At 63.0% G+C, this 23,869-nt stretch carries 21 protein-coding genes; 7 read left to right on the plus strand and 14 right to left on the minus strand.

Annotated features, from left to right (window positions below):
- The first annotated feature begins 268 nt into the window (after positions 1-268).
- Together KF886_07030 and KF886_07035 are read left to right on the plus strand one after the other, a co-directional pair.
- Positions 269-865: a TetR/AcrR family transcriptional regulator gene (locus KF886_07030; GenBank protein ID MBX3177093.1), complete on the plus strand. Its 597-nt coding sequence runs from the start codon at positions 269-271 to the stop codon at positions 863-865.
- An 83-nt stretch (positions 866-948) separates the two neighbouring features.
- Positions 949-2,028 carry a methyltransferase domain-containing protein gene (locus tag KF886_07035; protein MBX3177094.1) on the plus strand — a complete coding sequence of 360 codons (1,080 nt, stop codon included), beginning with the start codon at positions 949-951 and terminating at the stop codon, positions 2,026-2,028.
- A gap of 90 nt (positions 2,029-2,118) precedes the next feature.
- On the opposite strand, the gene KF886_07040 is transcribed toward KF886_07035, so the two are convergent.
- Positions 2,119-2,616: a hypothetical protein gene (locus tag KF886_07040; GenBank protein MBX3177095.1), complete on the minus strand. Its 498-nt coding sequence runs from the start codon at positions 2,614-2,616 to the stop codon at positions 2,119-2,121.
- A gap of 57 nt (positions 2,617-2,673) precedes the next feature.
- Complete coding sequence (locus KF886_07045) at positions 2,674-2,847, minus strand: hypothetical protein (protein MBX3177096.1); 174 nt, start codon at positions 2,845-2,847, stop codon at positions 2,674-2,676.
- Positions 2,848-3,145: 298 nt separating this feature from the next.
- Between KF886_07045 and mnmG the strand changes: the two genes are divergently transcribed.
- The 3 genes from mnmG to KF886_07060 all read left to right on the plus strand — a co-directional run bounded on the left by mnmG (position 3,146) and on the right by KF886_07060 (position 8,795).
- Positions 3,146-5,029, plus strand: a complete 1,884-nt coding sequence (gene mnmG / locus KF886_07050) for a tRNA uridine-5-carboxymethylaminomethyl(34) synthesis enzyme MnmG (protein ID MBX3177097.1) — start codon at positions 3,146-3,148, stop codon at positions 5,027-5,029.
- A gap of 188 nt (positions 5,030-5,217) precedes the next feature.
- Positions 5,218-5,415: a hypothetical protein gene (locus KF886_07055; GenBank protein MBX3177098.1), complete on the plus strand. Its 198-nt coding sequence runs from the start codon at positions 5,218-5,220 to the stop codon at positions 5,413-5,415.
- A 1,925-nt stretch (positions 5,416-7,340) separates the two neighbouring features.
- On the plus strand, positions 7,341-8,795 hold the full coding sequence (locus KF886_07060) for a DM13 domain-containing protein (protein ID MBX3177099.1): 1,455 nt from the start codon (positions 7,341-7,343) through the stop codon (positions 8,793-8,795).
- 71 nt (positions 8,796-8,866) lie between these two features.
- On the opposite strand, the gene KF886_07065 is transcribed toward KF886_07060, so the two are convergent.
- The 12 genes from KF886_07065 to amrB all read right to left on the minus strand — a co-directional run bounded on the left by KF886_07065 (position 8,867) and on the right by amrB (position 21,235).
- Positions 8,867-10,582 (minus strand): arylsulfatase, encoded by a 1,716-nt coding sequence (locus KF886_07065; protein MBX3177100.1) that lies wholly within the window; start codon positions 10,580-10,582, stop codon positions 8,867-8,869.
- Between the two features lie 7 nt (positions 10,583-10,589).
- A complete protein-coding gene (locus tag KF886_07070) occupies positions 10,590-12,146 on the minus strand; it encodes a sulfatase (protein MBX3177101.1) in 1,557 nt (518 codons plus the stop codon).
- Between the two features lie 128 nt (positions 12,147-12,274).
- Positions 12,275-13,840, minus strand: coding sequence for an arylsulfatase (locus tag KF886_07075; GenBank protein ID MBX3177102.1), 1,566 nt, complete (start codon positions 13,838-13,840; stop codon positions 12,275-12,277).
- The gene (locus KF886_07080) at positions 13,837-15,417 is read right to left on the minus strand and encodes a hypothetical protein (GenBank protein ID MBX3177103.1); all 1,581 of its coding nucleotides are present in this window, start codon (positions 15,415-15,417) and stop codon (positions 13,837-13,839) included. The genes KF886_07075 and KF886_07080 overlap by 4 nt, the downstream gene beginning before the upstream one ends.
- Before the next feature lie 7 nt (positions 15,418-15,424).
- Entirely contained in the window at positions 15,425-16,108 is a 684-nt protein-coding gene (locus KF886_07085) for a class I SAM-dependent methyltransferase (GenBank protein MBX3177104.1), read from the minus strand.
- Positions 16,109-16,298: 190 nt separating this feature from the next.
- Positions 16,299-16,592 (minus strand): type II toxin-antitoxin system RelE/ParE family toxin, encoded by a 294-nt coding sequence (locus KF886_07090; protein MBX3177105.1) that lies wholly within the window; start codon positions 16,590-16,592, stop codon positions 16,299-16,301.
- Entirely contained in the window at positions 16,589-16,813 is a 225-nt protein-coding gene (locus KF886_07095; GenBank protein MBX3177106.1) for an addiction module protein, read from the minus strand. Before KF886_07095 ends, KF886_07090 begins: the two co-directional genes overlap by 4 nt.
- Before the next feature lie 84 nt (positions 16,814-16,897).
- Positions 16,898-17,071 carry a FeoB-associated Cys-rich membrane protein gene (locus KF886_07100; GenBank protein ID MBX3177107.1) on the minus strand — a complete coding sequence of 58 codons (174 nt, stop codon included), beginning with the start codon at positions 17,069-17,071 and terminating at the stop codon, positions 16,898-16,900.
- A gap of 4 nt (positions 17,072-17,075) precedes the next feature.
- On the minus strand, positions 17,076-19,274 hold the full coding sequence (gene feoB / locus KF886_07105; GenBank protein MBX3177108.1) for a ferrous iron transport protein B: 2,199 nt from the start codon (positions 19,272-19,274) through the stop codon (positions 17,076-17,078).
- Complete coding sequence (locus tag KF886_07110; protein ID MBX3177109.1) at positions 19,274-19,501, minus strand: ferrous iron transport protein A; 228 nt, start codon at positions 19,499-19,501, stop codon at positions 19,274-19,276. Before KF886_07110 ends, feoB begins: the two co-directional genes overlap by 1 nt.
- Positions 19,502-19,586: 85 nt before the next feature.
- Positions 19,587-20,135 (minus strand): metal-dependent transcriptional regulator, encoded by a 549-nt coding sequence (locus KF886_07115; protein ID MBX3177110.1) that lies wholly within the window; start codon positions 20,133-20,135, stop codon positions 19,587-19,589.
- Between the two features lie 275 nt (positions 20,136-20,410).
- A complete protein-coding gene (gene amrB, locus KF886_07120) occupies positions 20,411-21,235 on the minus strand; it encodes an AmmeMemoRadiSam system protein B (GenBank protein ID MBX3177111.1) in 825 nt (274 codons plus the stop codon).
- Between the two features lie 166 nt (positions 21,236-21,401).
- Here amrB and xth point away from each other — a divergent pair, with 166 nt between their 5' ends.
- Together xth and KF886_07130 are read left to right on the plus strand one after the other, a co-directional pair.
- The gene (gene xth / locus KF886_07125) at positions 21,402-22,169 is read left to right on the plus strand and encodes an exodeoxyribonuclease III (protein ID MBX3177112.1); all 768 of its coding nucleotides are present in this window, start codon (positions 21,402-21,404) and stop codon (positions 22,167-22,169) included.
- 21 nt (positions 22,170-22,190) lie between these two features.
- Positions 22,191-22,787, plus strand: a complete 597-nt coding sequence (locus KF886_07130) for an ATP:cob(I)alamin adenosyltransferase (GenBank protein MBX3177113.1) — start codon at positions 22,191-22,193, stop codon at positions 22,785-22,787.
- Positions 22,788-23,869 lie beyond the last annotated feature (1,082 nt).

Consider the following 23,869-nt stretch of genomic DNA (forward strand, 5'->3'; position numbering starts at 1 on the left):
AGCACGGGGTGGCGCGGAGCGTCTAGAAATGAGTCAGGTAAAAAGGTGGAGGAAGGGCAAAAGGGACCTAAAGGACCTAAAGGACCTAAAGGACCTAAAGGACCTAAAGGACTTAAAGGACTTAAAGGACCTACGGGACGCAGTGGAGCCGGGAGCCCGCAAAGATTCAGCGTACCCAGCGGGGCCAGGGCACAACGAGTCCCGAAAAGTCCTTTACGTCCTTTTTGTGTTTGTTGACAGACCAGTCTGTCTGTGATAGGATTTGGCCATGAGCGAAATCAAGTCCAGATTATCCGTCCGCGAGCGCGTCCTGGCGACCGCGAGCGAGTTGTTTTATCGCCAGGGCTACCGTGCGACGGGCATCAACCAGATTATTGCGGAGTCCGGCGTGGCGAAGGCGTCGTTTTACGACCACTTTCCGTCGAAAGAAGATTTGTTGTACGCGTATGCGTGTGCGACGTCCGACTTTGAGATGAACGATGTGCGGACGAGCGTGATGGCGCTGCCGACGCCACGGGAGCGATTTTTCGGTCCGCTGAACATTTTGACGCCCTGGTTTGAGACGAGCGACTACCGGGGGTGTCCTTTTCAGAACCTGATGGCGGAGGCCCCGCCCGAGGCGGTGTCGGTGCGCGAGGTTGGCCGCGCGCACCGGGAGAAGGCGCGGCATTTTTTTCGGGAGCTGATTCGTGATTTGCTCATTGCGGAGCCGGAGTTGGGTCCCCTGGATGAATCGGCGCTGGCGGACATCTATGTGGTGTTGTTTGAGGGGGCGATGGCGACGGCGGTGGCGTATCGCGATCCGTGGCCGGTCCGGCGCGCGATCGAGGCGCTGGAGGGATTACTTGCATTGAACCGCGGGTAAGCGGTTTTTTTTGAGGCAGCAAAGACATACCGGTCTGTCTGTTTTGGATCGGTACAAACGCAGGCAAGGAAAGGAAGCGACCTATGTGTATGGCATGTAGTGCACCCCTGGATACGACGAAACAGGACGCCTTTGCGGAACAACTGCTGGGCATGTTGAATGGCGGCATGACCGGCCTGATGGTATCGGTTGGCCACCGGAGCGGATTGTTTGACGTGATGTCGGATGGAGAGGCGCGGACGAGCCACGAACTTGCGGAAGCGGGCGGGGCCAACGAGCGGTATGTTCGCGAGTGGCTGGGCGGCATGGTGGCGGCGCGGATCGTGGAGCGGGATCCGGAAACGGGGACGCATGTCCTGCCGCCCGAGCACGCGCACTGGCTGAGCCGGAAGAATCCGACGGGGAACATGGCGGTGTTCGCGCAGTACCTGTCGGTGCTTGGCAGCGTGGAGGACCGGATCCTGGCGTGCTTCCGGGAGGGCGGCGGGGTCCCCTACTCCGCGTATTCCCGCTTTCACGAGGTGATGGCGGAAGACAGCGGCCAGTCGATCGTGCCGATTGTGGTGGGCGAGGTTGTTCCGTTGGTCCCGGGCCTGGAGGAACGGCTTCGGGCGGGGATCGACGTGCTCGACATCGGGTGCGGGAAGGGCCGCGCGCTGATTGAGCTGGCGAAGGCGTTCCCGAACAGCCGTTTTGCGGGGTACGACCTGAGCGCGGAGGCGCTTGCGGAGGCCCGGGCGCTGGCGCATGAAGCGCGGTTGAACAACATTCGGTTCGAGGAGCGCGATCTTACGGTGTGGAGCGAGCCGGGGTCCTTTGACTGGATCACGGCGTTTGACGCGATCCACGACCAGGCGCGCCCGGATCTCGTCCTGGCGGCGATTCGCGGGGCGTTGCGTCCGGGCGGGGTGTTCTTCATGCAGGACATCGACGCGTCGAGCGAGCCGGTGGACAACATCGAACACCCGTTGGGCGCGCTGCTGTACGCGGTATCGTGCATGCACTGCATGACGGTTTCGCTGGCGCAGGGCGGGATGGGCCTGGGGGCGGTGTGGGGCGTGCAGCGGGCGGAGGCGATGCTGCGCGAGGCGGGTTTTACGTCTATCGAGATTCACCGCTTCCCGCACGACGTGCAGAACTGCTATTTTGTGATGCAGACCTGAACGGATAGCGCCCAAACCAGGAAAACCACCCGGCGCCGAGGCTTCGGCGCCGGGTTTGTTGCCATTGGCCGCTTGAACGGACCCTGGCGCTCAATTGAGGAGTTTGTGGGAACTTGGGTGGGGCCCCGGTTCGGTAATCACGGCCTCGACGTCCACCGCGAAGGTGTGGATCTGGGTCGAAATGGCTTTCAGGGCGCTTTTTGACTTGGAGATCTTGAACTTCCGGGCCTTAACGACATCGTCGGTCGCTTTGCCGAGCTTGACAATATCGGCCTTGACCTTTTTCAGGTTTTCGACCTCGGCGTAGTAGGCGTCGCTCTCCTTACGGCAATAGCCCTTGCAATCGTCGACACCTTTCACGAAGGCCTTGATATCACTGTCGTCCATGAAATCGTTTACCGTCGTTCCCTTTTTTCCCTTCGACTGCAACTCGGCGACGCGTTCGTCGATTGCGTCGAGCCCCTGGAACAGCATGCCGTTGTGCTGCCAGAAGTTTGTGTTGATCTTGGTCATCTTGTCCGTCAAGTCGCCGACTTTTTTCTGCAGATCGCCGAAGGCCTTCTGGATCTCGTTCAGTTTTTTTGCCATCGTTTAACTCCTGTTCCAATTTCACCAACCACCATGCCTCTGAACGCGATGGGGCGCTCAGGCGTCCGGCTCATCCTTCATCACCTGGTCCAGTTCGCTCATAGACTTTTTGGCGTTACCGACCGACTTTTTCAAGGCTTTGAGTTTGTCGTTGGCTTTTTTTCCGGGACCGCTCGACCGCATTTTTCGGATCTTGGCCAGATCGGCCACTTTCCAACTGGTAGTAGGCATGTTGATCTCCCTTTTTGAGTTGAAGTATTCACTGCTGCAACAAAATACACAGGCAAAAGAAGCACACTGACAATAGTACGACTAAAATCGCTATCTGGCAAGTTTTTCACGACAATTTTTCTTGATTTGGCTTTTTCGGGCGCACGGTGCGCCATGACCGCCGGGAAATTGCGCGTGACGCTCGCCCCTAACCCCCGGCCTGTGGTATACTTGCGCGCACTCCGGCAGCACGGGCGCGCGCGTTCTCCAGTGGCTGGCGTGAGCGTGTTTTCATCTCCTCATTTCAGGTATTTTTCCCATGCACCCGGATTATGAAGTGATCGTCATAGGGGCCGGCCATGCCGGCATCGAAGCCGCGCTCGGTTGCGCCCGTCAGGGCCACCGGACGTTGCTTGCGACAATGAAGCTGGACGATATCGGCAAGATGCCGTGTAATCCGGCGATCGGGGGCATTGCGAAGGGGCAGCTGGTGCGCGAGATCGACGCGCTTGGCGGGGAAATGGGCCGTTGCATAGACCGCACGGGCATCCAGTTCAAGATGCTGAATCGTTCCAAGGGGCCGGCGGTGCATTCGCCGCGCGCGCAGGCGGACCGGCATCAGTATCAGCTGGATATGAAGTTTGTGTGCGAGAGCCAGGACAACCTGAACCTGAAGCAGGTGGAGGTGGACGACATCCTCGTGCGCGACGGCGCGGTTCACGGGATCATGACCGGGGCGGGCGAGGAGATCACGGCGCGGGCGATTGTCGTGTGTACGGGGACCTTTCTAGGCGGGCGGCTGCATTTCGGGCTGACGACCATCGAGGGGGGGCGCGGCGGCGACAAGCCGGCGAACACGCTGAGCCAGACGTACGCGAAGATGGGGATTGAGACCGGGCGGATGAAGACGGGCACCGTGCCTCGTATTCACCGGCGGAGCATTGACACCAGCCGGATGGAGGAGCAGAAGGGCGATCCGGACCCGCGCCCCTTCTCCTTTACGACCCCGATTGAGGGCTTCAACCCGAACCGGATTTCCTGTTGGCTCTGTTATACGCGCGAGTCCACGCACGAGGTCATCCGGGCGAACCTGGACAAGTCGCCACTGTACTCCGGGAAGATCGAAGGTATCGGGCCGCGCTATTGCCCGAGCATTGAAGACAAGGTGATGCGGTTTCCTGAGAAGACGGAGCACCGGGTTTTTCTGGAGCCGGAAGGCCTGATGACGAACGAGGTGTACGTGAACGGGCTCAGCACGAGCCTGCCGGAGGAGGTGCAGCTGGCGTACCTGCGCACCGTGCCGGGCCTGGAGGAAGCGGAGATCATCCGGCCGGGGTATGCGGTGGAGTATGATTTTGTCCCCCCCACCCAGCTCAAGCCGACGCTGGAGACAAAGAAGGTCCGGGGGCTGTACCACGCGGGGCAGATCAACGGCACTTCGGGCTACGAAGAGGCGGCCGCGCAGGGCCTCTATGCCGCGTTGAACGTGTCGCGGGCGCTGCGGGGCGAGGATGCGCTGTATATTGGCCGGGACGAGGGCTATATCGGCGTGCTGGTGGACGACATCGTCACGCGCGGGCTGATCGAGCCGTACCGCCTGTTTACGTCGCGGGCGGAGCACCGTTTGCACCTGCGCCATGACAACGCGGACGCGCGGCTGGCGCACTATGGCTTCGGGAACGACGAGATTCTAAACCGAATGCGTGCGCGGGAGCAGCGGGTGGCGGCGGAAATGCAGCGTCTCGAGCGGACGATGATCGAGCCGTCGCCGGAAAATAACGAGATTCTGGCGGCGTGTGGCGGCCAGCCCGTGGAGCGCGCAACGCCGGCGGTGCAGATCCTGCGGCGTCCCGGAATGCCGCTGGAGGCCCTTTACCGTATGTGCGGAGCGTCGGAAATGCTTGATTTCGAGGCGCGGGAACAGGTCGAAATCCGGATCAAGTACCAGGGGTACATCGATCGGTCGCTCCGGGATATCGAGCGTTTCAAGAAGGCGGAGCACCTGCACATACCGGATTCGCTCGACTACGAGGCGATTCCGGGCATTCCGCGGGAATGCAAGGACCGGCTGAAGGCGATCCGCCCGGTAAACTTCGGGCAGGCGTCGCGGATTTCTGGTGTGCGTCCGGCGGACATCGCGGTGCTGCACATTTACGTGGAGAAGCACCGGCGTGAACGGGCGGCAGCGCGGCGGGACAACTAAGCGGCATTGGGGGGTGCCTCGGCGGGGTTCTGGTTGGGCCCGCGGTCGCATCTCCTCCCCCCTCTGAGGCGGCTATCGAATAATTTCCGTCGATGCGGAGTATGTACGATACCTGTACAGATTTGCGCATTTTCTATTTTCAGGTAAAATTAAGGCATATTTTCATCCAAGAGGGAGTATAGACAGGTATGACGTTCTTCGAAACCAAAGACATCTTGAAATCCGGGCAGCTGAAAACGGATTCGTACTGGCGCATGTTCTGGCACACGCGATTCCGTGGTTACCACGTGGCGCGGACGCTGCATGTCCCCCGCCGCAATCTGTTGGGGCAAATCTCGACCAGCACGGTCTGGATCCTGGATCCGGGCGCCTCGGGCAACAACTAGGCGGCGATCCACAGGGCATTTTCGGCGGCATCGGGGCTTGGGGCGCGCGGGACGTGCGCGCATTCCGGCAGCGCGGCGCAGTCTCCGGCGCATCTGGAAAGGGGATCACCACGAAAAGCACAGCGCGGCCGCTGGCCGCAACCAAATTATTGAACCACGAATGCACACGAATTGACACGAATAAGAAAAATCCGTGTTATCGGTGTAATCCGTGGTCAAAAAAAGACGGACCATGGAACCCTTTGAGCAGCCGACGACCGCCAAGAAGATTGTCACCACGAAGGGCGCGAAGGCCACAAAGAAAAACGGAGAAGAGTTGTTAACCGCAGAGAACGCAGAGAGCGCATAGGGCGATATAGTGCGCGGCCGGACTGGGGCGGTTGAATGGGGGCGTGTTTTTTAACCACGAATGAACACCAATGCACGCGAATGCGCCGGGAGCATCGGCTGGCCGCGATCAGGATTTTTGACCACGGATGACACGGATGACACGGATAGCAATTGGTTCCGGTGGTTGAGGCGTGCCGGCGGCTGCGTGCGATTTTCGACGCAGCCTGTTCGGATTGTTCAGCATCGGAATTGTAGCGGGGTTGATCGGGTGGCGGGCTGTTTGGTCTTGTTTGGTTCGAGCGCCGTTGCAATCCGTGTCATCGGTGTAATCCGTGGTCAAGAAAAAGAGATCACCACGAAGGACACGAAGGGCACGAAGAAAAATGGGGAAGAGCTTTGACCGCAAAGGGCGATATAGTGCGCGGCCGGACTGGGGCGTTGAATGGGGGCGTGTTTTTTAACCACGAATGATCACCAATGCACACGAATGCGCCGGGAGCATCGGCTGGCCGCGATCAGGATTTTTGACCACGGATGACACGGATGATACGGATAGCAATTGGTTCCGGTCGTTGAGGCGTGCCGGCGGCTGCGTGCGGTTTTCGACGCAGCCTGTTCGGATTGTTCAGAATCGGAATTGTAGCGGGGTTGATCGGGTGGCGGGCTGCTTCTTCTTTTTTGGTTCGAGTGTCGCTTCAATCCGTGTCATCGGTGTAATCCGTGGTCAAGAAAAAGAGATCACCACGAAGGACACGAAGGGCACGAAGAAAAATGGGGAAGAGCTTTGAACGCAGATAGCGCAAATGGCGATGTAGTGCGCGGCCGGACTGGGGCGGTTGAATGGGGGCGTGTTTTTTAACCACAAATGAACACCAATGCACACGAATGCGCCGGGAGCATCGGCTGGCCGCGATCAGGATTTTTGACCACGGATGACACGGATAGCAATTGATTCCGGTGGTTGAGGCGTGCCGGCGGCTGCGTGCGATTTTCGACGCAGCCTGTTCGGATTGTTCAGCATCGGAATTGTAGCGGGGTTGATCGGGTGGCGGGCTGCTTCTTCTTTTTTGGTTCGAGTGTCGCTTCAATCCGTGTCATCGGTGTAATCCGTGGTCAAGAAAAGGATTTCGACCACGAAACATGCGGAACGGCCCGGAGATTCTCACTGGAGCTTCCGCTTCGCAAATGTCTTTACACCGAATGTTTATGGGCGTCTGAGAGCAAGTGCCTGCTAAAAAAACAAGGTAACACTTCAGCGGAGTGAAGTATAGTGGCCAAACCAGAGCGACTTGCCGAATAAAGTGTACGTGCAACTATGGTGCGTCGGCGGCGCAAGACAGCGTTCTGAAAATGCTACCGTCGCATCAGAAGCCGCGTGTCGTCGGAGGACTCCGGCAACGTATTCTTGCACCTTCGCGCCATGCCGGCGGGCCGCCGGCGCGCTCCATACCGCCGCGCGGGCGGTTTCTTTTGCGGGCGTGTGGCCCCTGCTGAGTATTCCGACGAATCACCCTGCCCCGCCTCTTCCTCTTGCGCGCCTGTTCCGGGCGCGTTATAGTGTGTTTACAGCACCATTTCCTCCCGAGGCTCTCCCGATGACATTCATTACGCGGTCAATACTCCTGTGGCGCGCCGCCCCGCTACTCTTCGTCTGCGCCCTGGCGCTGGAAGCGGGCGCCCAGACCGATCTGCTGCCCGACCTCATTGTCGACACGGCGCCCCTGGCGAACCAGTTGATCGATACGGAGACCGAGCCCGGGCACGTGCTGTTTCGCTTTGATTCCGGTCTGCCGAATGTCGGCCGGGGGGAGTTCCTGTTGGAAGCGACCGGGGAAGACGCGGGCGATGGCCGCCAGACGGTGAACCAGCGCATCGTGCGCAGCGACGGGTCTTCCTATCTGCGCGACGCGGGGGAATTCCTGTACAACCCGGAGATCCGCATGATGGAGGCGGCCGGCTGGGTTTCGTACCGCATTCGGGCCATCGAGGGCGAGGTCGGCGTCGGCCCCGTGCTGGCCGAGGGCACGAAACCGGCGGTTCGCATTACGAGCTCGGCGGTGTATGATCGGTCGCTGCCCGGCGCCCCCCAGTTCGGTTTTCGCGCCAACGGCGGCAACCACGGCATCTCCGTGGGCTGGTCGGATATCTACCCCCGCTTTCTACCGCTGCAATGGATCGACGTGACCGGGCTGCCCTCGGGCGATTACTGGCTGGAGGTGGCGGTGGATCCCGGTGGTCATGTGCTGGAATCGGACGACAGCAACAATGTCGGGCGCATCCAGGTGGCCTTGCAGATTCCCGATGTCGCCTGCGCGTCGGACCACCCGCTCGTCGGGGCGGCGGGCGCCTTCACGACCCGCGCCCACGAGGTTTCCGGCGAGGTCCGGGTCGTGGACAACTGCACGCTTCAGCTCGAGAGTTTCACCTACGACGGCGAGGGGTTGGATGTGCGGGTGTATGGCTTTGCCGACGCCACCTACCAGAACGGCGTGGACCTGTCGGGCTACGACCTGCGCCTGCCCGGCGGCTATACAAACGAAACCCTGGAGATCACGATTCCGGGCGGCGCGTCTCTCGACGGCGTCGCCATCATCAGCATCTGGTGCGTGCCGGCCGGGGCGAGTTTCGGCGATGCGGTGCTGACGCCCATGTCCGGCGGTGAAGGTGAAGGTGAAGGTGAAGGTGAAGGTGAAGGTGAAGGTGAAGGAGAAGGAGAAGGAGAAGGAGAAGGAGAAGGTGAAGGTGAAGGTGAAGGTGAAGGTGAAGGTGAAGGTGAAGGCGAAGGTGAGGGTGAGGGTGAAGGCGAGGGTGAGGGTGAGGGCGAGGGCGAGGGCGAGGGTGAGGGTGAGGGTGAGGGTGAGGGTGAGGGTGAAGGTGAAGGTGAAGGCGAAGGCGAAGGCGAAGGTGAGGGCGAGGGTGAAGTGCCAGCAGGCTGCGCGCTTCCAAGCGCTATTGGAACGCGCATTGGGACCTTCCTCGCAGACTTGTTCCTGATCGGCGCCACGCTCACGACCCTGCTGGGGCTCAACCGGGTGCGGCAACCGGTCTAAGGCCGGCGAGTCAGATCACGTACTGTGCGGCACAGGCAGCGTGGGCTATTCTCGCGTGGCCGCGACTACACTCACACCCCGCAGCGCTCCGCCCAGGCTTCATACAGGGCGCGCAGTTCCTCCGCCTTCTCCGGAAGGTCCGTGCTGCGATCGCGGGTTTCCGTGCGGTCCTCGCGCAGGTTGTAGAGTTCCCAGGGGCCACCGTCTTTCGGGGCGACCAGTTTCCAGTCGCCCTGGCGCACGGCGCGGTTGCCGGAGTGCGCCCAGAAGAGCGCCTGGTGCGGATCCCGCGCGCGGCCTTCAAGCAGGGGTAGCAGGCTTTTCCCTTCGAGGGGCGTGATCGGCTTTTCGTTGCGGGTTTGCGGATACGCGGCGCCCGCAAGTTCGACGCAGGTGACCATAATGTCGATGATGTGCCCCGGCTCGTGGTTGAGGGTTCCGCGCGCGGCGATACCCGCCGGCCAGTGGGCGATCAGGGGCGTCGCGATGCCGCCTTCGTGGTTCCAGTGCTTGTACATGCGGAAGGGCGTGTTGCTTGCGCTGGCCCAGGAGCGCCCGTAGCTCATGTAGCTGTCCACGCCGCCGGCGGGCAGGCCGTTGTTGCGGTTGTCAAAGCCGGTTGGCCCGCCCTCGTGGCAGGCGCCGTTGTCCGCCAGGAAGAGCACGAGCGTGTTTTCGGCGTTTCCGGTGGCGTCGATTGCGTCGAGAATGCGCCCGATGCCCTGGTCCATGCGGTCGACCTGCGCGGCGTAAACGGCCATCCGTCGATCCATGTCCTCCTGGTCGACCTCATCCCAGTCCGCGGTTTCCGCATCGCGCGGCGGCAGGGCCCAGGCTGGATCGATGAGGCCCATCTCGGCCATGCGCTTGAAGCGCGCTTCGCGGACGGCGTCCCAACCTTGCCGGTAGCGCCCGAGGTAGCGCTGGATGTCCTCCTCCAGCGCGTGCAGGGGCCAATGCGGGGCGGTGTAGGCGACGTAGAGGAAGAAGGGATTTTCCTGGAGGCCGAATTCCTGCACGTACTTCACGGCGTGATCGGATATGGCGTCGGTGAGGTACCAGTATTTGTTGGGCGGCTGGTGGGGCTCGCCATCAATAGCGAATCCGCGCACCACGCCCTCCGTCTTCGTCTTGGCGATGTCGAAGTAGTTCATGGCGCCGCTGATCAGCCCATAGTACTTGTCGAACCCGCGATCCACAGGCCAGTGCGGGCGCTCCTCCCCCACGTGCCACTTGCCGGACATGAGCGTGTTGTAGCCCGCCGTCTTCAGGACTTCGGCGATAGTGACGCACTGGTCGTTGAGGTAGCCCTGGTAGGGGCCGGGCCCGGTCTTGCTGTTGACCATGCCGCCCATGCCCGCCTGATGCGGGTAGAGGCCGGTCAGGAGCGAGGCGCGCGTGGGACAGCAGCGCGCCGCGTTGTAGAACTGGGTGAAGCGCAACCCCTCCCCCGCCAGCCGGTCGAGATTGGGGGTCTGAATTTCGCCGCCGTAGCAGCCGAGGTCGGAGTAGCCCATGTCGTCGGCCATGATCAGGACAATGTTGGGGCGAGGCGCGGCCTGGGCGCCGAATGCGGCCAGGAGAAGGGCGAAGAGGAGGGTGAAGTGCTTCACGGGGCGTTGCTCCGGGTGAGAAGGTTTTGGAGTGGACGTGGTGGACGTGGTGGACGTGGTGGACGTGGTGGACAGAGTGGACAGAGTGGACGGGGTGGACGGAGTGGACGGGGTGGACGCCTTTGGGGCCGGAGAGACGCTGTTGAGCGAGACGACTCCATCCACGTTGTTCATCCGCTTTTCACTCGGCCCCGTCGGGTTTTGGGAATAAACGGTGCCGGCTGTAGCGTGGGTAGGACTCGAAGATCTCGCCATCGCCGACCAGGCGGGGATCGCCGGTTTCGGTGAGGTATTCGTCCATTTTCGCGGCCAGGTTGGCCCGAACCGGCGCGTATGCCGGATCGGCGGCCAGGTTGTTTATGCAGTCCGGGTCGTTGGCGACATCAAACAGCTCCTCGGCGGGGCGTTTGTCGACCGACCAGGCCAAGTACTTGCCCAGATCGGGGTCTTCCGCCTTTTCAATCAGAAAATCGAGCGCCGGACAGGCATCGATGTCGTGGTAGCCGCCGTGCATCGGCCCCAGTGTGGTTGTCTCGTCGGAATAGGAATCGTCGCCATACTTTTGCGGCGCGCCGGCGGGCCAGCGTTCCGGGTGGAAATTGCGAATATAGAGGTAGTCCTTCGTGCGCAGGGCGCGTTGCGGGTAACCGAGGCTCTTGTAGCGCGAGGAAGAGTGGCGCTCGCGCGCGCTGTACACCGCGCTGTGCATCGGCTCGGTTTGTTCGCCCGCGAGCAGCGCCAAGAGACTCTTCCCCACCATCGGCGGCGCCAGCGCGTCCACGCTCGGATGCGCAACGCCTGTGGCCTCCAGGATCGTGGGCGCCAGGTCGGTCAGGCTGACAAGATCGTCGACGGTGCGCCCGCCGGGGATCATTGCGCCCCAGCGGATGGCGAGCGGCATGCGGATGCCCGCTTCGTAGCAGTTCGCCTTGGCGCGGGGAAAGGCCATGCCGTTGTCCGAGGTCACGATGACGATGGTGTTGTCGAGTTCGCCGGCGGCTTCCAGGAGGTCGAGCATACGGGCGAGATGCTGGTCGAACCACTCGATTTCGGCACAGTAGTCGAGCAGATCGCTGCGGATTTCCGGGGTTTCGGGCAGGAAGGCCGGCACGGCGGCATCCTCCAGGCGTTTGCCCTGCTCCAGGCCGATCCCCTTCTTGAAGACCCGGTGCGGCTCGGAGGCGCCGTACCAGAAGCAGAATGGCTGATCGGGGTCGCGTGTCTTAAGAAACGCCTCGAAATTCGACGCGTAGTCGACGTTCTTGATGCCCTCCGGCGCGTCCATGGTGATGCTGGAGAATTCGGCGCCGGCGGGATTTCGCGGGCGGCCGGACAGCTGCCAGTTGCCCGGCCCCCAGCCCTTCCCGGTGAAGCCCACGGCGTATCCGGCGCCTTCCAGCAGGTCCGTATACGCCACATACCGCGCGGGAAATCCGCTGGCGTGCGTGCCGGCGTGCTCCAATTGCCAGCAGTAGCGGCCCGTCAGCAGCGCCGCGCGCGAGGGGCTGCATCCCGGCGAGGCGGTGATGGCGTGGGTGAAATAGACGCCCTCATTCGCAATGCGGTCGAAGGCGGGCGTTTTCACGGCGGTGTAACCGGCTTTCGACGTGTGGTAAAAGGACTGGTCGTCGGAGATGGAGAGGAGGATATTGGGGCGATCGGCGGCGGCCGCTTCCGGCGACAACACGGCCAGGGCCAGCAGGCATACCCCGAAAAATGAAACAAAACAGGCGCGCATAACGATCTCCCGGGTGCAAAATCTGGATTACCCAACCCGCTCAGCATACGGATCTCCGTGCGAGGTGGTCAACCTCCGGCAGCGATTTCCGATTGCCCATTTTTGCTCGGCGCGCGAAATCGCGCCGATCAGGGCGTTGCGCCGCAGCGCGCGGCCCAGTCCGCGTAACGGCTGGCCAGGTCCCGCACCCGCTCGGGATCCTCCGCCGCGCGGTCGTGCTGTTCGGCGCGGTCCTGGCGGAGGTTGTAGAGCTCCCAGGGGGCGCCGGTTTTTGCGACGATCTTCCAGTCGCCGTCGCGCGCGGCGCGGTGGCCGCCGTACTCCCAGAACAGGGGTGCGCTCCGCTTCCAGGGCTCGCCGCGCAGGGCGGGGACGAGGCTCTGGCCCTCCAGGGGGAGCAGGTCGCGCCCGGGGTAGGACTCCGGGTAGGCGGCGCCGGCCAGTTCGAGGCAGGTGGGCATCACGTCGATCACATGGCCGACCGGATCGAGGATCGCGCCGGGATTCGCGATAGCGCCGGGCCATTTCACGATGAAGGGCGTGAGGATGCCCCCCTCGTAGTTGGTGGCCTTGTAGTCGCGTAGCGGCGCGTTGCTGACGTGGGCCCATTCCGCGCCGTAGCCCCCGAAAGTATCCGCGGGTCCGGGCATCACGCCCGGAGCAAGCGGTTTGGTGAGGGTACCGTCGGCGCGCCAGATCTTCCCGGGCTTGTCCAGGTAGAACGAACCATCGGGGTTGACCCCGGTCGCGCCGGGATTGCGCTGGGTGGCGCCGTTATCGGACAGGAACATCACCACGGTGTTGTCCTCGCGCCCGATCTCCCGGACGGTATCGAGGATCCGCCCGATGTTGCGGTCCATACAGTCGATCTGCGCGGCGTAGACCGCCATGCGCTCCGCCTCCCAGTCCTTGTGGGGCGCGTCCGCCCAGGGGGCCACGGCCGGATCGCGCGGCGCGGGCGGCGTTTCGCCGAAGAGGCCCTGTTCCTTCTGGCGGGCGAGTCGCTGTTCCCGGCAGGCGTCCCAACCGAGGTCGCGGTAGCGCTGCCGATATTTCGCGATGTCCGCCTCGCGCGCGTGGAGGGGCCAGTGCGGCGCGCTATAGGCCACATACAGGAAGAAGGGCTGATCCATCGGGGCCGCTTCGCGCAGGAATTCCACGGCGTGATCCGTGTTGGCGTCGGTCTTGAAGTAGTCCTCGGGAAGGGTGTACGGCTCGCCATCGAGGAAGTGTTGCGCCGTGTTCACCAATTTGAAGTAGTTGCCCGGCCCCTTCTGCGCCAGGTGGCCATAGGCGCGGTCGAACCCCTTGTGCACCGGCGATTCGGTGTCGGTCCACTTCCCCACCATCATGGTGCGGTACCCCGCGCGCCGCAGCGCCTCGCCGATATTGACGCAGCGGTTATTGCGGACGCCGTTCCAGGTGTGTACCCCGGTCTGGTGGTTGTAGAGGCCGGTGAGGAGGGCGGCCCGGGTCGGCCCGCAAATGGAGGCGTTGTAGAACTCCCGAAAGCGCGCGCCCTCCGCCGCCAGCTGATCGATGTTGGGAGTCTCAATCTCGCCGCCATAGCTCCCGAGATCGGAATAGCCCATGTCATCGGCCATGATGAGGACGATGTTGGGGTGCGGGGCGGCAAACGCGAAATGGCTCAGGCCCAGCAACAGGGCAATCAGGGCGATCCGGAATCGATTCACTGGTTTTTCTCCACCGCTTCACGCAGTTCCTGGTAGCGCAATCGCGCGCGCTCGTGGCTTTCGTCCAGTATCAACGCGGTCTCGAGGTAGGTCTTTGCCTGAATCAGCAGACCCGCTTCCACAAAGCGCTCGGCCTCGTCCACATACCGGTCCGCCAACGCGACGGGCCGGTTTTCGCCGCCGAAACCCGCGAGTTGGCGCTCGCGCAGGATAGGCAGGAAGCGATCGCGGAGTTCGACGGGATCCCAGCAGAGGTCCTGGAGGTAGAGCGGGGCCAGGTGGCCGGCGCGGAGGGCTTCCCAGCCCATCTGTTTCCAGCGGGCGTTCTGTTCCCAGGCGCGTTGGCTCGCGAGCGACGCCAGCAGGAACGCGAGGAACAGTCCCGACGCGAGCGCGCCATAGACGCGGCGGCGGCGCGGACAATCGAGTGCTTGAACCGGAAAAGCGCGCACATGTAGCGCAACCAGGGCGGCCAGGGCGCACCAGTAGAGCGTCGTGATGGTGGTGTAGCGCGAGGTCATGGCCTGGTCCAGCCCGAGGGCCGCGCGTCCGGCGGCGGTGACGGCGGCGCTGCCGAGCACATAGAGCGCGAGGCCGGCCCAGGGCAACATCGGGGCCAGGCTGGCGCGATCGTTTCGATAGAGACGCGCGGCGAGGAGGGGCAGGGCAAGGAGTCCCACCGCACCGGCCAGATAATCGAGAGGTCCCGCCGGGAGAGCCACCCCGTGCCATGGGAGCCGGGTGAAGAGGCCGGTGATCGGCGCGCCGAGGTAGAGCACAACGAAGCCAAGGAACTGGCGGGGTGCGCGCAACACCGCGCCGATGGAGGGGCTCACGCCGGGTTTGGCGTAGTCGATCAGGTAGAGCTGGATCACGAGCAGGCCGGCGGCGATCCAGAGCAGGCTGTAGATGATACGCGCCTCGCGGGCGATTCCCGGGCGCAGAAGAACGAGCGGCGCGAGCGCGATCCAGGCGAGGAGCCCGTTCGCGAAGGAGAAAGACGCGACAACGACAGCGAATATGGACGCCGCAAAGCGCAGCGGGGTGAGCTGCGGGCCGGAGAGCAGGAGCGCGGCGAACACGACGGCGGCGACGTTCAGAAAGACGTGAATCTGCCAGCCCCAGATCCAGTTTTCCATTTGCGCCCAGGAATAGACGAGGAAGGCGAATAGCGGAATCAACCACCAGGGCCGTTCGCCCGGTGGGAAGGGGAGCCACGCCGCGCGCGCGAGCAGCAGCAGGGTGGCGGTGGCCAGCAGGACATTGGCGGCGAGCTCCCAGGCCACATTCCAACCGCTCAGCGATGCGAGGGCATACATGACCAGGCGCGGAAAGACGGAACGATGCTCGTTGTGTTGCGCCCAGAAATCGGCGAGGCCCACGCCCTCGCCCGCGGCCTTTTCGAGGAACAGGGCGAAGTGCCAGGCGTCCCAATAGGGGAAGTAGAGGCCGTAGTGGTAGAGCTTGTAGAGGAGCGCCAGGGCGGGCAATGCGGCGAGGCCCAGGCACACGGCTATCATCGTGCGGCTCCCGCCGCGGCGGGCCGTGTCGGAGCCTTCCCGGGATTCACCGGTCATCGCGCGATTAGTCCGACGTCTTTTCAAAGATGAACAGGTGTTGCGTGGGCAGGAATTCGTGGCGCTTGAGGAGCCGGAACCCGGCGGGCTCCCACTCCCGGAGGACCTGTTCCACCGACATGCGGTGGTCGCGCTTGATGTGGGCGGCGGATTCGCCGAGGAGCCGGTACTCCACCAGCGCAACGCGCCCGCCGGGCTTCAGGGCGGCGCGCATTTTCTCCAGCATGGCGACGGGCTCCTGGAATTCGTGGTAGGCGTCCACGAGGAGAATCCAGTCGATGGCGCCCTCCGGCAGTTTCGGATCGTCGGGGTCGCCGAGAATGATCTCGACATTGGTGACGCCTTCCTTCCGGCAATTCTCCGCGAGGATCGCGTTCATTTCCGGCTGGATGTCGACCCCGTAGGCCGTGCCCCCAGGAAGGACGGCGCGCGCGAGACGGCGGGTGAAATAGCCGGAACCGGACCCGATGTCGGCCACTTTATCGCCCGGCTGGAGGCGCATGGCGGCGATAACGCGATCGGGCTGCTCGATGGCTTCGCGATCGTCGCGTTCGAGCCAGTCGGCGCCGAGGTAGCTCATGACCTGCGCGGGTATGCGAAGGTGCCCGTGTTCATCGCCGGGGCTACGGGTATCCTGGGCGGTGGCGAGGAGGGCCAAGGCAATGGTGGCAATGAAGAGGACGCTTCTCATGGTGCAGGCTCCTGTGATCGCGATGAAGCCGCCATTGTGGGCAACGAGTGGGGAGATTGCAAGTGGCACAAAGGATATCAAGCCATCCAAGAACCCACCTCCGCGTTTCACCGTCTACTTTTCGCTCTCAGCTGCATTGTATCGGTGAGCGGGATGAATTGAGATTGTCCCATTCTCGGGACTCCCCTAACTACAATCGATCCAGCCAGTAGCTTGGACGGCGGCTTTGATGCGCGACAGCAAGAACTTGGAGGCGGGAAGCTGTTCGTCGGTAGATTATCGAGAAAGGAAACCTTTTCATCGCCACCCGCCGTATATCAGGTTCTATCTCTATCGGATACAAATCAGGTGAACGGGTCACGATCTCCATTGCGCCTTCAAACTCGTCCAGAAAGGCCAAACCGATACCGGGTCTCCGAAACTCGTAGAAGGCGATGGCTTCCAAATACTCAAGCTCCGCAGCGGTATGGAACTCATAACTCATCGCAAAAGGGACCGCGCCTTGCGCCTGACTTCCTCCGCCGGTACGGCTTGAACGGTCCCGTCATCGAGTTCTTGAGCGCGACGGCGCGCTTCGGCCAGCCAATCACCCAACACTTCGCCGGGAGCCGGAGAATCAAGACTGAGCAGCAGTTTCTGGGCCAACGCCGCACGCTCATCAGGCGTCAGATGGAGTGCTTCGACTTCAATTTGCTTTGCGTTCATGAGTGTAAGTCCCTTTGGCACATCCCGAATCACATCCACTCAATCTATGATATACCAAGCGGTACGAATCCCGCAGCCCCAAGTCTAGTCGGTCGCGCGCTGCCTCTTCGAATCCGCCGTCCGCGATTTCGGGCATTCGCCGCCGGCGCCGCAGCCGCAGCCCATGTTTTTGCCCTTCATCATGCGATACACGTAGCGGCCGAGGTACGCGACGGCGTAGAGGACGAACGCGGCGACGACGAGAGTCTGGAGGGCCATGGCGCTACCCTCCGAGGCCGGCCAAGGTGGCCAGTTGGTAGGTCACGAAAGCGCCCACATAGGCTATGGCCGTCATGTAGACGAACGTAAGCGCGGGCCAGCGCCATTGCCCGGTCTCGCGCTTGATGGTGGCGAGGGTGGCGGCGCACTGGGCGCAGAGGGCGAAAAAGACCATGATGGACAGCGCGACGGCGATATTGAACAGCGGGCGGCCGTCGGGCCACGTGGCGCCGCGCAGGGTGGCCACAAGTCCGGCGGACTCTTCATCTTCGTCCGCGCCGAGGTTGAACAGGGTGCCGAGGGTGGCCACGATGATCTCGCGCGCGGGGAAGCTCGCGATGGTGGCGGTGGCGATGCGCCAGTCCCAGCCGAGCGGCAGGAAAATGGGTTCGACCCAGTGCCCGGCGCGCCCGAGGATGCTGTTTTGCAGGTAGGCGCCGGCTTCCAGATTGCCGAGGTGGGCGAGCTGCTCGTCCAGCGCCTCCCCGCTGAGCCCGGAGGCCCGGACTTCGGCGCGCCGGGCGTCAAAGTCCTCGGCGATCGATGCGGAGCGCGGGAAGTAGGCCAGGGCCCAAACCAGGATGGTGACCGCGAAGATCAGTGTGCCCGCGCGGACGATAAATTCCTTGCCTTCGCGGTAGACCTTCTTGGCGACCGTGCCGGGCTGGGGCGCCTTGTACGACGGCATTTCGAGGATGAACGGGGGCTTTTCGCCCTTGAAGATGGTTTTCTTGAAGAGCCACGCCATGGGCACTGCCACGCCGACGCCGACGCCGTACATCAGAAAAAGGACAAGCGCGGGCAGGGTAAAGAGGCCGCCGAGAATGGGGGTGTCGGGGAAAAACGCGCCGATCATGATGACGTAGACCGGGAGGCGGGCCGAGCAACTCATGAGCGGGGCGACGAGGATCGTGGTGAAGCGATCGCGGCGATCGTGGATGGTGCGGGTGGCCATGATGCCGGGGATCGCGCAGGCGAAACTCGATAGCATCGGGATGAAGGACTGGCCGCTGAGGCCGCACCAGCCGAGGAGCTTGTCCATGAGGAAGGCGGCGCGGGCCATGTAGCCGCAGTCTTCGAGCACCGCGATAAACAGGCTTAACAGGAGGATCTGTGGAAGGAAGATGAGCACGCTGCCGACGCCCGCGATGATCCCGTCCATTAACAGGCTCTGGAGCATCCCTTCGGGCAGGAAGCCGCCGGCCCATTCGCCGAGCGCGCCGAATGCGCCGTCGACCAGATCCATGACGGGGCCCGCCCAGGAGTAGATCGACTGGAAGACGACGAGCATGATGCCCAGGAAGATGGCCGACCCGAAAAAGCGGTGGGTGAGGAAGTTATCGATGTGCTCGGAGCGGCTGCGGCGGCGCGTGGCGGGCCGGGTGAGCGAGGCGGCGAGGATGCCTTTGACCCAGGTGTACCGGGCCCGGGCCTCCTGGGCGGCCAGGCTGTTGCTCCCGTTGCACAACGCGGCCTGGCGGTATTCTTCGAGCGTTGCGCGGAAACCGCTCCCGAGCTGGCGGAGCAGGCGTTTCTCGGCGTAGCCGCCCTGATCGATCAGGATGCGGCTGACTTCCGGCGCGGGGACCGCGCGGCCGAGGCGGCCCTTCTGCTCCTGCAACACGGCGGAAAGCGCCTCGACGGCCCGCACCTGGGATTCGGGAACGACGCAGAGGTCGCAGGGGGCCTTGAGGTCGCCCTGATACAGGGCGAGGATCGCCTTGCGCAATTCGTCGATCCCCTGGCGCTTGTGCGCGCAAATGGGTACGACGGGCGCGCCGATCGCCTTGGAGAAGGCGTCAAAGTTAATTTCGAAGCCCCGCCGTTTGGCGATGTCCATCATGTTGAGGGCGACGATGAAGGGCTTGTTCAACTCGACGATCTGGGAGAGGAAATAGAGGTTGCGCTCGAGGTTCGAGGCGTCCAGCACTATGACGATCCCGTCGATGGGGTTTTCATCTTTCCGCTGGCCGAGAAGCACGTCGGCGACGATGATTTCGTCGGGCGAGCGCGCGGCGAGGCTGTAGGCGCCGGGGAGATCGGCCAGTTCGACCTTGATCTCGCCGAGATGAATCGTGCCGTGGGTTCGGCTGACGGTGACGCCGGCGTAGTTGCCGGTCGTTTGAGAAAGGCCGGTGAGCGCGTTGAAAACGGCGGTCTTCCCCACGTTCGGGTTGCCGACCAGGGCCAATGTGGTGGGCATTACTTACTTTCGAGTTGTACCAGCGCCGCCTCGGACTTGCGAAGCGTAAGGTGAAAACCCCGGACAAAGATCTCCATCGGATCGCCCAGGGGCGCATAGCGGAGCACTTCCACCTCGGCGCCGTCGGAGACGCCCATCTCAAGCAGGCGCTGCTGCGTGTCCCCCAGGCCCCGCAGGCCGGCCACCACGCCGGATTCTTTCGGCTTTAACTGATCAAGTGTCTGCATTTCCCATCACCTCGGCCGCCGGAACGCGCGCCGCGCGCCCGGGCCGCCGTACTGTTGGCGCGCGCCGGAGGAACCACAATCGGGGTCAGGCCGAACCGACCGACCCCGTTTCCACCAGGCACTCGCCGGAATCCCCGCAAATGGGGCACTCGGACTGGCCGTGCGGGCCGCAGCCGCCGTCGTAGGACTGCATGCGCTCGCGCACCTTCACGGCAAGCTCTTCTTCACTCAAGAGATACTTCATGAGCCAGAGCAGGCGCTGGCCCGTCTCCATGCTCATGAGATGTTCCATCTTACAGGCGTCACCCAGCGCGGTATCCTTTTCCACGCGGAGCACCCGCTCGAAAAACTTCGAGAGAATGACGTAATTGTGCTCCACGAGATTGGCGATGCGCTCGCCCTCTTCGGTGAGGAGCAGGAATCGGTTGTGATCTTCGCCGACCCACCCGCGCTTCTTCAGCTGCGCCAGGGCCATGCTTGCGGCCCCGCGGGAAACCTCAAGGGTCTCCGCAACGTCCGTCGCGCGGGCGTATCCATACTCGGTTCGCAGGCTGTCGATCGCCATCAGGTAGTGCGCCATCGAGTGGGACAGCGGGTTGTTTTCGAATTCGCGCCAATGGCTAGCGTCGTTCATTTCTTTTCCCATGTCGACGTGCTCCTTGTTCAGCAAGGCCAACTTTCATCGCAGGGCCATTCTACCACGCTCAGCGGGGTAATCCAACAATCGATCGGTCCGCCGGTCAGATTGCAGGGGCGGCTGAGCGCGGCTCAGCGACCCGGGAGATCGCTTGCCACAAGGAGAGCTTGTAATCAGAGTTTACCATGCGATTTGCGCACAAGTCAACAGTTCAGGATACTAAGCATCGGACTCGCCCGCATTGAGCGCCGCGATTCCCGCATCGAACGACGTCACGCGACCGGCGGGCGCTCGAGGGTCAGTCCCCCATACCCCACCACCCGGCTGGAATCGCCGCTTGCCCGCCCGCTGGTCCGGTAATCCCACAAATGCCGATCGGTTGCCCGGGCCAGGTTGGCGGCCCGGAGCGCCGTGAGGACGGCGGCGGCCCCACACATGGAGCAGGCCTGATCGCGGAAGCCCCGGCGCAGGTATTCTGGATCGCCGGCAACGACACGCCCCAGGGATTCCCGGTCGATTACATTGGCTTCGGATTCGGAGAGAAAGTGAGACAGATCGGTGGAGGCGACCACCAAGTCGCCTGGATCGAGATGCCGGGCGAGAAACGCGGCGAGTTCCTCGTTGGAATCTTCCAGCCCCCCGCCGAGCAGGACGGGCACGATGGAGAAACCGGGGCCGAGCACATGCTGGAGGAAGGGCAACTCCACTTCGAGCGCATGTTCGGGATCGTGGGCGTCGGCCCGATGCGTGCCGAAGGCGCCGACGAGGCGATCCGCGAAGGCCTCGTCAATCGGAACGGCGCCGAGCGGCGTCTCCCACTGTCCGCGGTTCGCAATCGAAAGGCCGGGGAAACGGAAGTAGTGGGAAGGCCCGAGGATGACAACGCGGCGCGGGCGCATGCCGAGGAGGCGGCGGAAGGCGTGGCCCGCGGTCGCCCCGGAGTAGGGATAGCCGGCGTGGGGCGCGATCACGGCCATCACGCGGTCCGGTTGCGGGGCAACGTCCGCGTCGCCGACGTAGCGCTGCACCGTGTCGTGAAGGACGTCGGGCGCGCCGGGATAGAAGCGCCCGGCGACGGCGGGGCGGCGTGTTTGCATGGGTAATCTCCTGGTGCTTCTCCTCGTTTCAGTGTACACCGTTGACCTGAAAACCGGTAGTCCGGCGGCGAAAAATGGCGCGGCGCATTGAATCCGGCGGCGGCATCCCGGTATGCTCCCGACGAGTTCCCCCCTCTCCCCGGCGGCCAACCATAGGAAAAAGCCCATGCTGACGGTCTTGTCCTGGAATGTGAACGGCATGCGGGCCGTGGTGAAAAACGGCTTCATGGACTGGTTTAAACAAGCGCAGCCCGACGTCCTGTGCCTTCAGGAGTCGCGCGCGCTGCCGGCGGATCTGGAGGAGGAGGTGTTGCGCCCCGCGGGCTACACGAGCTACTTCAATCCGGCGGAAAAGAAAGGCTACAGCGGTACGGCGGCCTATGTCCGCGAGGGGCTTACGGTGCATGCGGCGGGGCCGGCGGGGATCCCGCGCTTTGACGCGGAGGGCCGGATTCAGGTGCTGGAGCTGGATGAATTCACGATCTTGAACGGATACTGGCCCAACAGCCAGGCGGAGCGGGCCCGTCTCGACTACAAGCTCGATTATTGCAAGACGATTACCCGTCTGGCGAATAAACTGGTGAAAGAGGGGCGGAACGTGGTGCTGTGCGGGGACATGAACATCGCGCACACGGCGATTGATCTGGCGCGCCCGAAGGACAATGAGAACAACGCCGGCTACTACATTGAAGAGCGCGAGGCGATGACCCGGATTCTCAAACTCGGCTACGCCGACACCTTCCGCCACTTCCACCCGGAGCCGGGGCAATACAGCTGGTGGTCCTACCGGGCCCGGGCGCGCGAGAAAAACATCGGCTGGAGAATTGACTACCACCTGGTTAACCAGGCGTTCCTACCCCGGATCCAGAGCGCATTTATCCTGCAGGACGTGATGGGATCCGACCACTGTCCCGTAGGCATTACCATCGCCTGACGGCGCCGAAGGAGAAGACGGATGACCTCGCCCGTAACCACCAAACGCGGTGACCGCGGCACGACCATGACGCTGGGCGACCAGCGCCTCCCCAAGTCCCACCCGATTCTGGAGGCTACCGGGCGCGTGGACGCGTTGCGCGCGCGAACCGCGCTATTGCGGCTCCGGATCCTGGAGCGCGGCGACGCATCACAGAAGGAAGTGGCCGAGCCCCTTTTCTGGCTGCTTCACTGCTACTTTCTGATCGGGACCGCGGTGAACGACCCGGAATGCGTGCACCCGGAATACCGCCGGGGCGACTTGGACGGCGGACACCTCGCCCACCTGGAGGCGATCCAGACGGCGCTGGAGGCCCGAATCACCCTGCCGCGCTCGTTCATCGTGTCGGCCTCCAACGAAATCGCGGCCGAGGCGGACATCACGGCCACCGTGGCGCGGGACCTCGAGCGATCACTGGTCGCGCTGACGGAAGCGGTACCCGCTTTTGACGCCGAACTCATCCTGGCGTTCGTGAACCGCCTGAGCGACTTCTTCTACATCGTGGCGCGCTACCTCGAACAGGGCGCGCACATCCCGGTGGACTACGGCGTGCTCGATGCGCCGCCCGAGGTTTCCTGACGGGCGCGGTTTCGGTATTGCCGATGCATTCCATGCGCTATGACGCGGGCCTTCAGCCCTCCATGCCTGGCGAATCCCTAATCCTGGGCCTTCGGCCCAGGCTGGCATGAAGCAGGCCTTCGGCCCTGAATACCATTTCTTCGGCGCCGAAGGTGCGGATCAAATCCGCCTGGGCCGGAGGCCCACAGGTCGAATGTCCACAATTTCAGCCAGGGCTGAAGGCACGTATCATCTCGGGTTTCCGGCGATCTGCATATGGGGGCTGTCGGTTTACTTAACTTGCCCTACACTATAGAAGGAATGAGCAGGTCCGTCATCCCCGCGAACGCGGGGATCCAGCGACGCGAACGCACAAACCTCCGAATTCCACTGGATTCCCGCTTTCGCGGGAATGACGCCATAGGGCGTTAGCACAAAACTGTAGGAAATGCGCTCACCGCACACGTTAAATCGACAGCCCCGGACGCGGGGATCCAGCAACGCGAACGCACAAACCTCCGAATTTCGCTGGATTCCCGCGTTCGCGGGAATGACGCTGTAGGGCGTTAGCACAAAATTGTAGGAAATGCGCTCACCGCACACGTTAAACCGACAGCCCCGGACGCGGGGATCCAGCAACGCGATCGCACAAACCTCCGAATTCCGCTGGATTCCCGCGTTCGCGGGAATGACGCTGTAGGGCGTTAGCACAAAATTGTAGGTTTTGAGGCATCCGCACCAGTTAAACCGACAGCCCCGGACGCGGGGATCCAGCAACGCGATCGCACAAACCTCCGAATTCCGCTGGATTCCCGTGTTCGCGGGAATGACGCTGTAGGGCGTTAGCACAAAATTGTAGGTTTTGAAGCATCCGCACCAGCCAAACCGACAGCCCCTATGGCGGGAATGCCATACTTCCCTGTAGTCCGCGGGCCGTACGGCCAGAACTGAACCCAACATGACCCGGTCGCCGGGGCCTGTGCGCGCGGGCGGGGATTAGAGGCCGCGAATGAAATAGCGGATGTGGTTGCGCAGGATCTTCAGGTAGCTGATGCTGTTGTACATGGGGTCTTCTCCCGGCCCGGCGGGCCTTATTCATTGAG

The sequence above is a fragment of the Candidatus Hydrogenedentota bacterium genome, from assembly GCA_019637335.1.
Taxonomy (GTDB): domain Bacteria; phylum Hydrogenedentota; class Hydrogenedentia; order Hydrogenedentales; family JAEUWI01; genus JAEUWI01.

What these genes read in the sequence shown, in the direction of transcription:
- KF886_07030 (MBX3177093.1), top strand. Translation starts at nt 269, where the DNA reads ATGAGCGAAATCAAGTCCAGATTATCCGTCCGCGAGCGCGTCCTGGCG.
- KF886_07035 (MBX3177094.1), top strand. Translation starts at nt 949, where the DNA reads ATGTGTATGGCATGTAGTGCACCCCTGGATACGACGAAACAGGACGCC.
- KF886_07040 (MBX3177095.1), bottom strand. Translation starts at nt 2,616, where the DNA reads ATGGCAAAAAAACTGAACGAGATCCAGAAGGCCTTCGGCGATCTGCAG.
- KF886_07045 (MBX3177096.1), bottom strand. Translation starts at nt 2,847, where the DNA reads ATGCCTACTACCAGTTGGAAAGTGGCCGATCTGGCCAAGATCCGAAAA.
- mnmG (MBX3177097.1), top strand. Translation starts at nt 3,146, where the DNA reads ATGCACCCGGATTATGAAGTGATCGTCATAGGGGCCGGCCATGCCGGC.
- KF886_07055 (MBX3177098.1), top strand. Translation starts at nt 5,218, where the DNA reads ATGACGTTCTTCGAAACCAAAGACATCTTGAAATCCGGGCAGCTGAAA.
- KF886_07060 (MBX3177099.1), top strand. Translation starts at nt 7,341, where the DNA reads ATGACATTCATTACGCGGTCAATACTCCTGTGGCGCGCCGCCCCGCTA.
- KF886_07065 (MBX3177100.1), bottom strand. Translation starts at nt 10,582, where the DNA reads ATGAACAACGTGGATGGAGTCGTCTCGCTCAACAGCGTCTCTCCGGCC.
- KF886_07070 (MBX3177101.1), bottom strand. Translation starts at nt 12,146, where the DNA reads ATGCGCGCCTGTTTTGTTTCATTTTTCGGGGTATGCCTGCTGGCCCTG.
- KF886_07080 (MBX3177103.1), bottom strand. Translation starts at nt 15,417, where the DNA reads ATGACCGGTGAATCCCGGGAAGGCTCCGACACGGCCCGCCGCGGCGGG.
- KF886_07085 (MBX3177104.1), bottom strand. Translation starts at nt 16,108, where the DNA reads ATGAGAAGCGTCCTCTTCATTGCCACCATTGCCTTGGCCCTCCTCGCC.
- KF886_07090 (MBX3177105.1), bottom strand. Translation starts at nt 16,592, where the DNA reads ATGAGTTATGAGTTCCATACCGCTGCGGAGCTTGAGTATTTGGAAGCC.
- KF886_07095 (MBX3177106.1), bottom strand. Translation starts at nt 16,813, where the DNA reads ATGAACGCAAAGCAAATTGAAGTCGAAGCACTCCATCTGACGCCTGAT.
- KF886_07100 (MBX3177107.1), bottom strand. Translation starts at nt 17,071, where the DNA reads ATGGCCCTCCAGACTCTCGTCGTCGCCGCGTTCGTCCTCTACGCCGTC.
- feoB (MBX3177108.1), bottom strand. Translation starts at nt 19,274, where the DNA reads ATGCCCACCACATTGGCCCTGGTCGGCAACCCGAACGTGGGGAAGACC.
- KF886_07110 (MBX3177109.1), bottom strand. Translation starts at nt 19,501, where the DNA reads ATGCAGACACTTGATCAGTTAAAGCCGAAAGAATCCGGCGTGGTGGCC.
- KF886_07115 (MBX3177110.1), bottom strand. Translation starts at nt 20,135, where the DNA reads ATGAACGACGCTAGCCATTGGCGCGAATTCGAAAACAACCCGCTGTCC.
- amrB (MBX3177111.1), bottom strand. Translation starts at nt 21,235, where the DNA reads ATGCAAACACGCCGCCCCGCCGTCGCCGGGCGCTTCTATCCCGGCGCG.
- xth (MBX3177112.1), top strand. Translation starts at nt 21,402, where the DNA reads ATGCTGACGGTCTTGTCCTGGAATGTGAACGGCATGCGGGCCGTGGTG.
- KF886_07130 (MBX3177113.1), top strand. Translation starts at nt 22,191, where the DNA reads ATGACCTCGCCCGTAACCACCAAACGCGGTGACCGCGGCACGACCATG.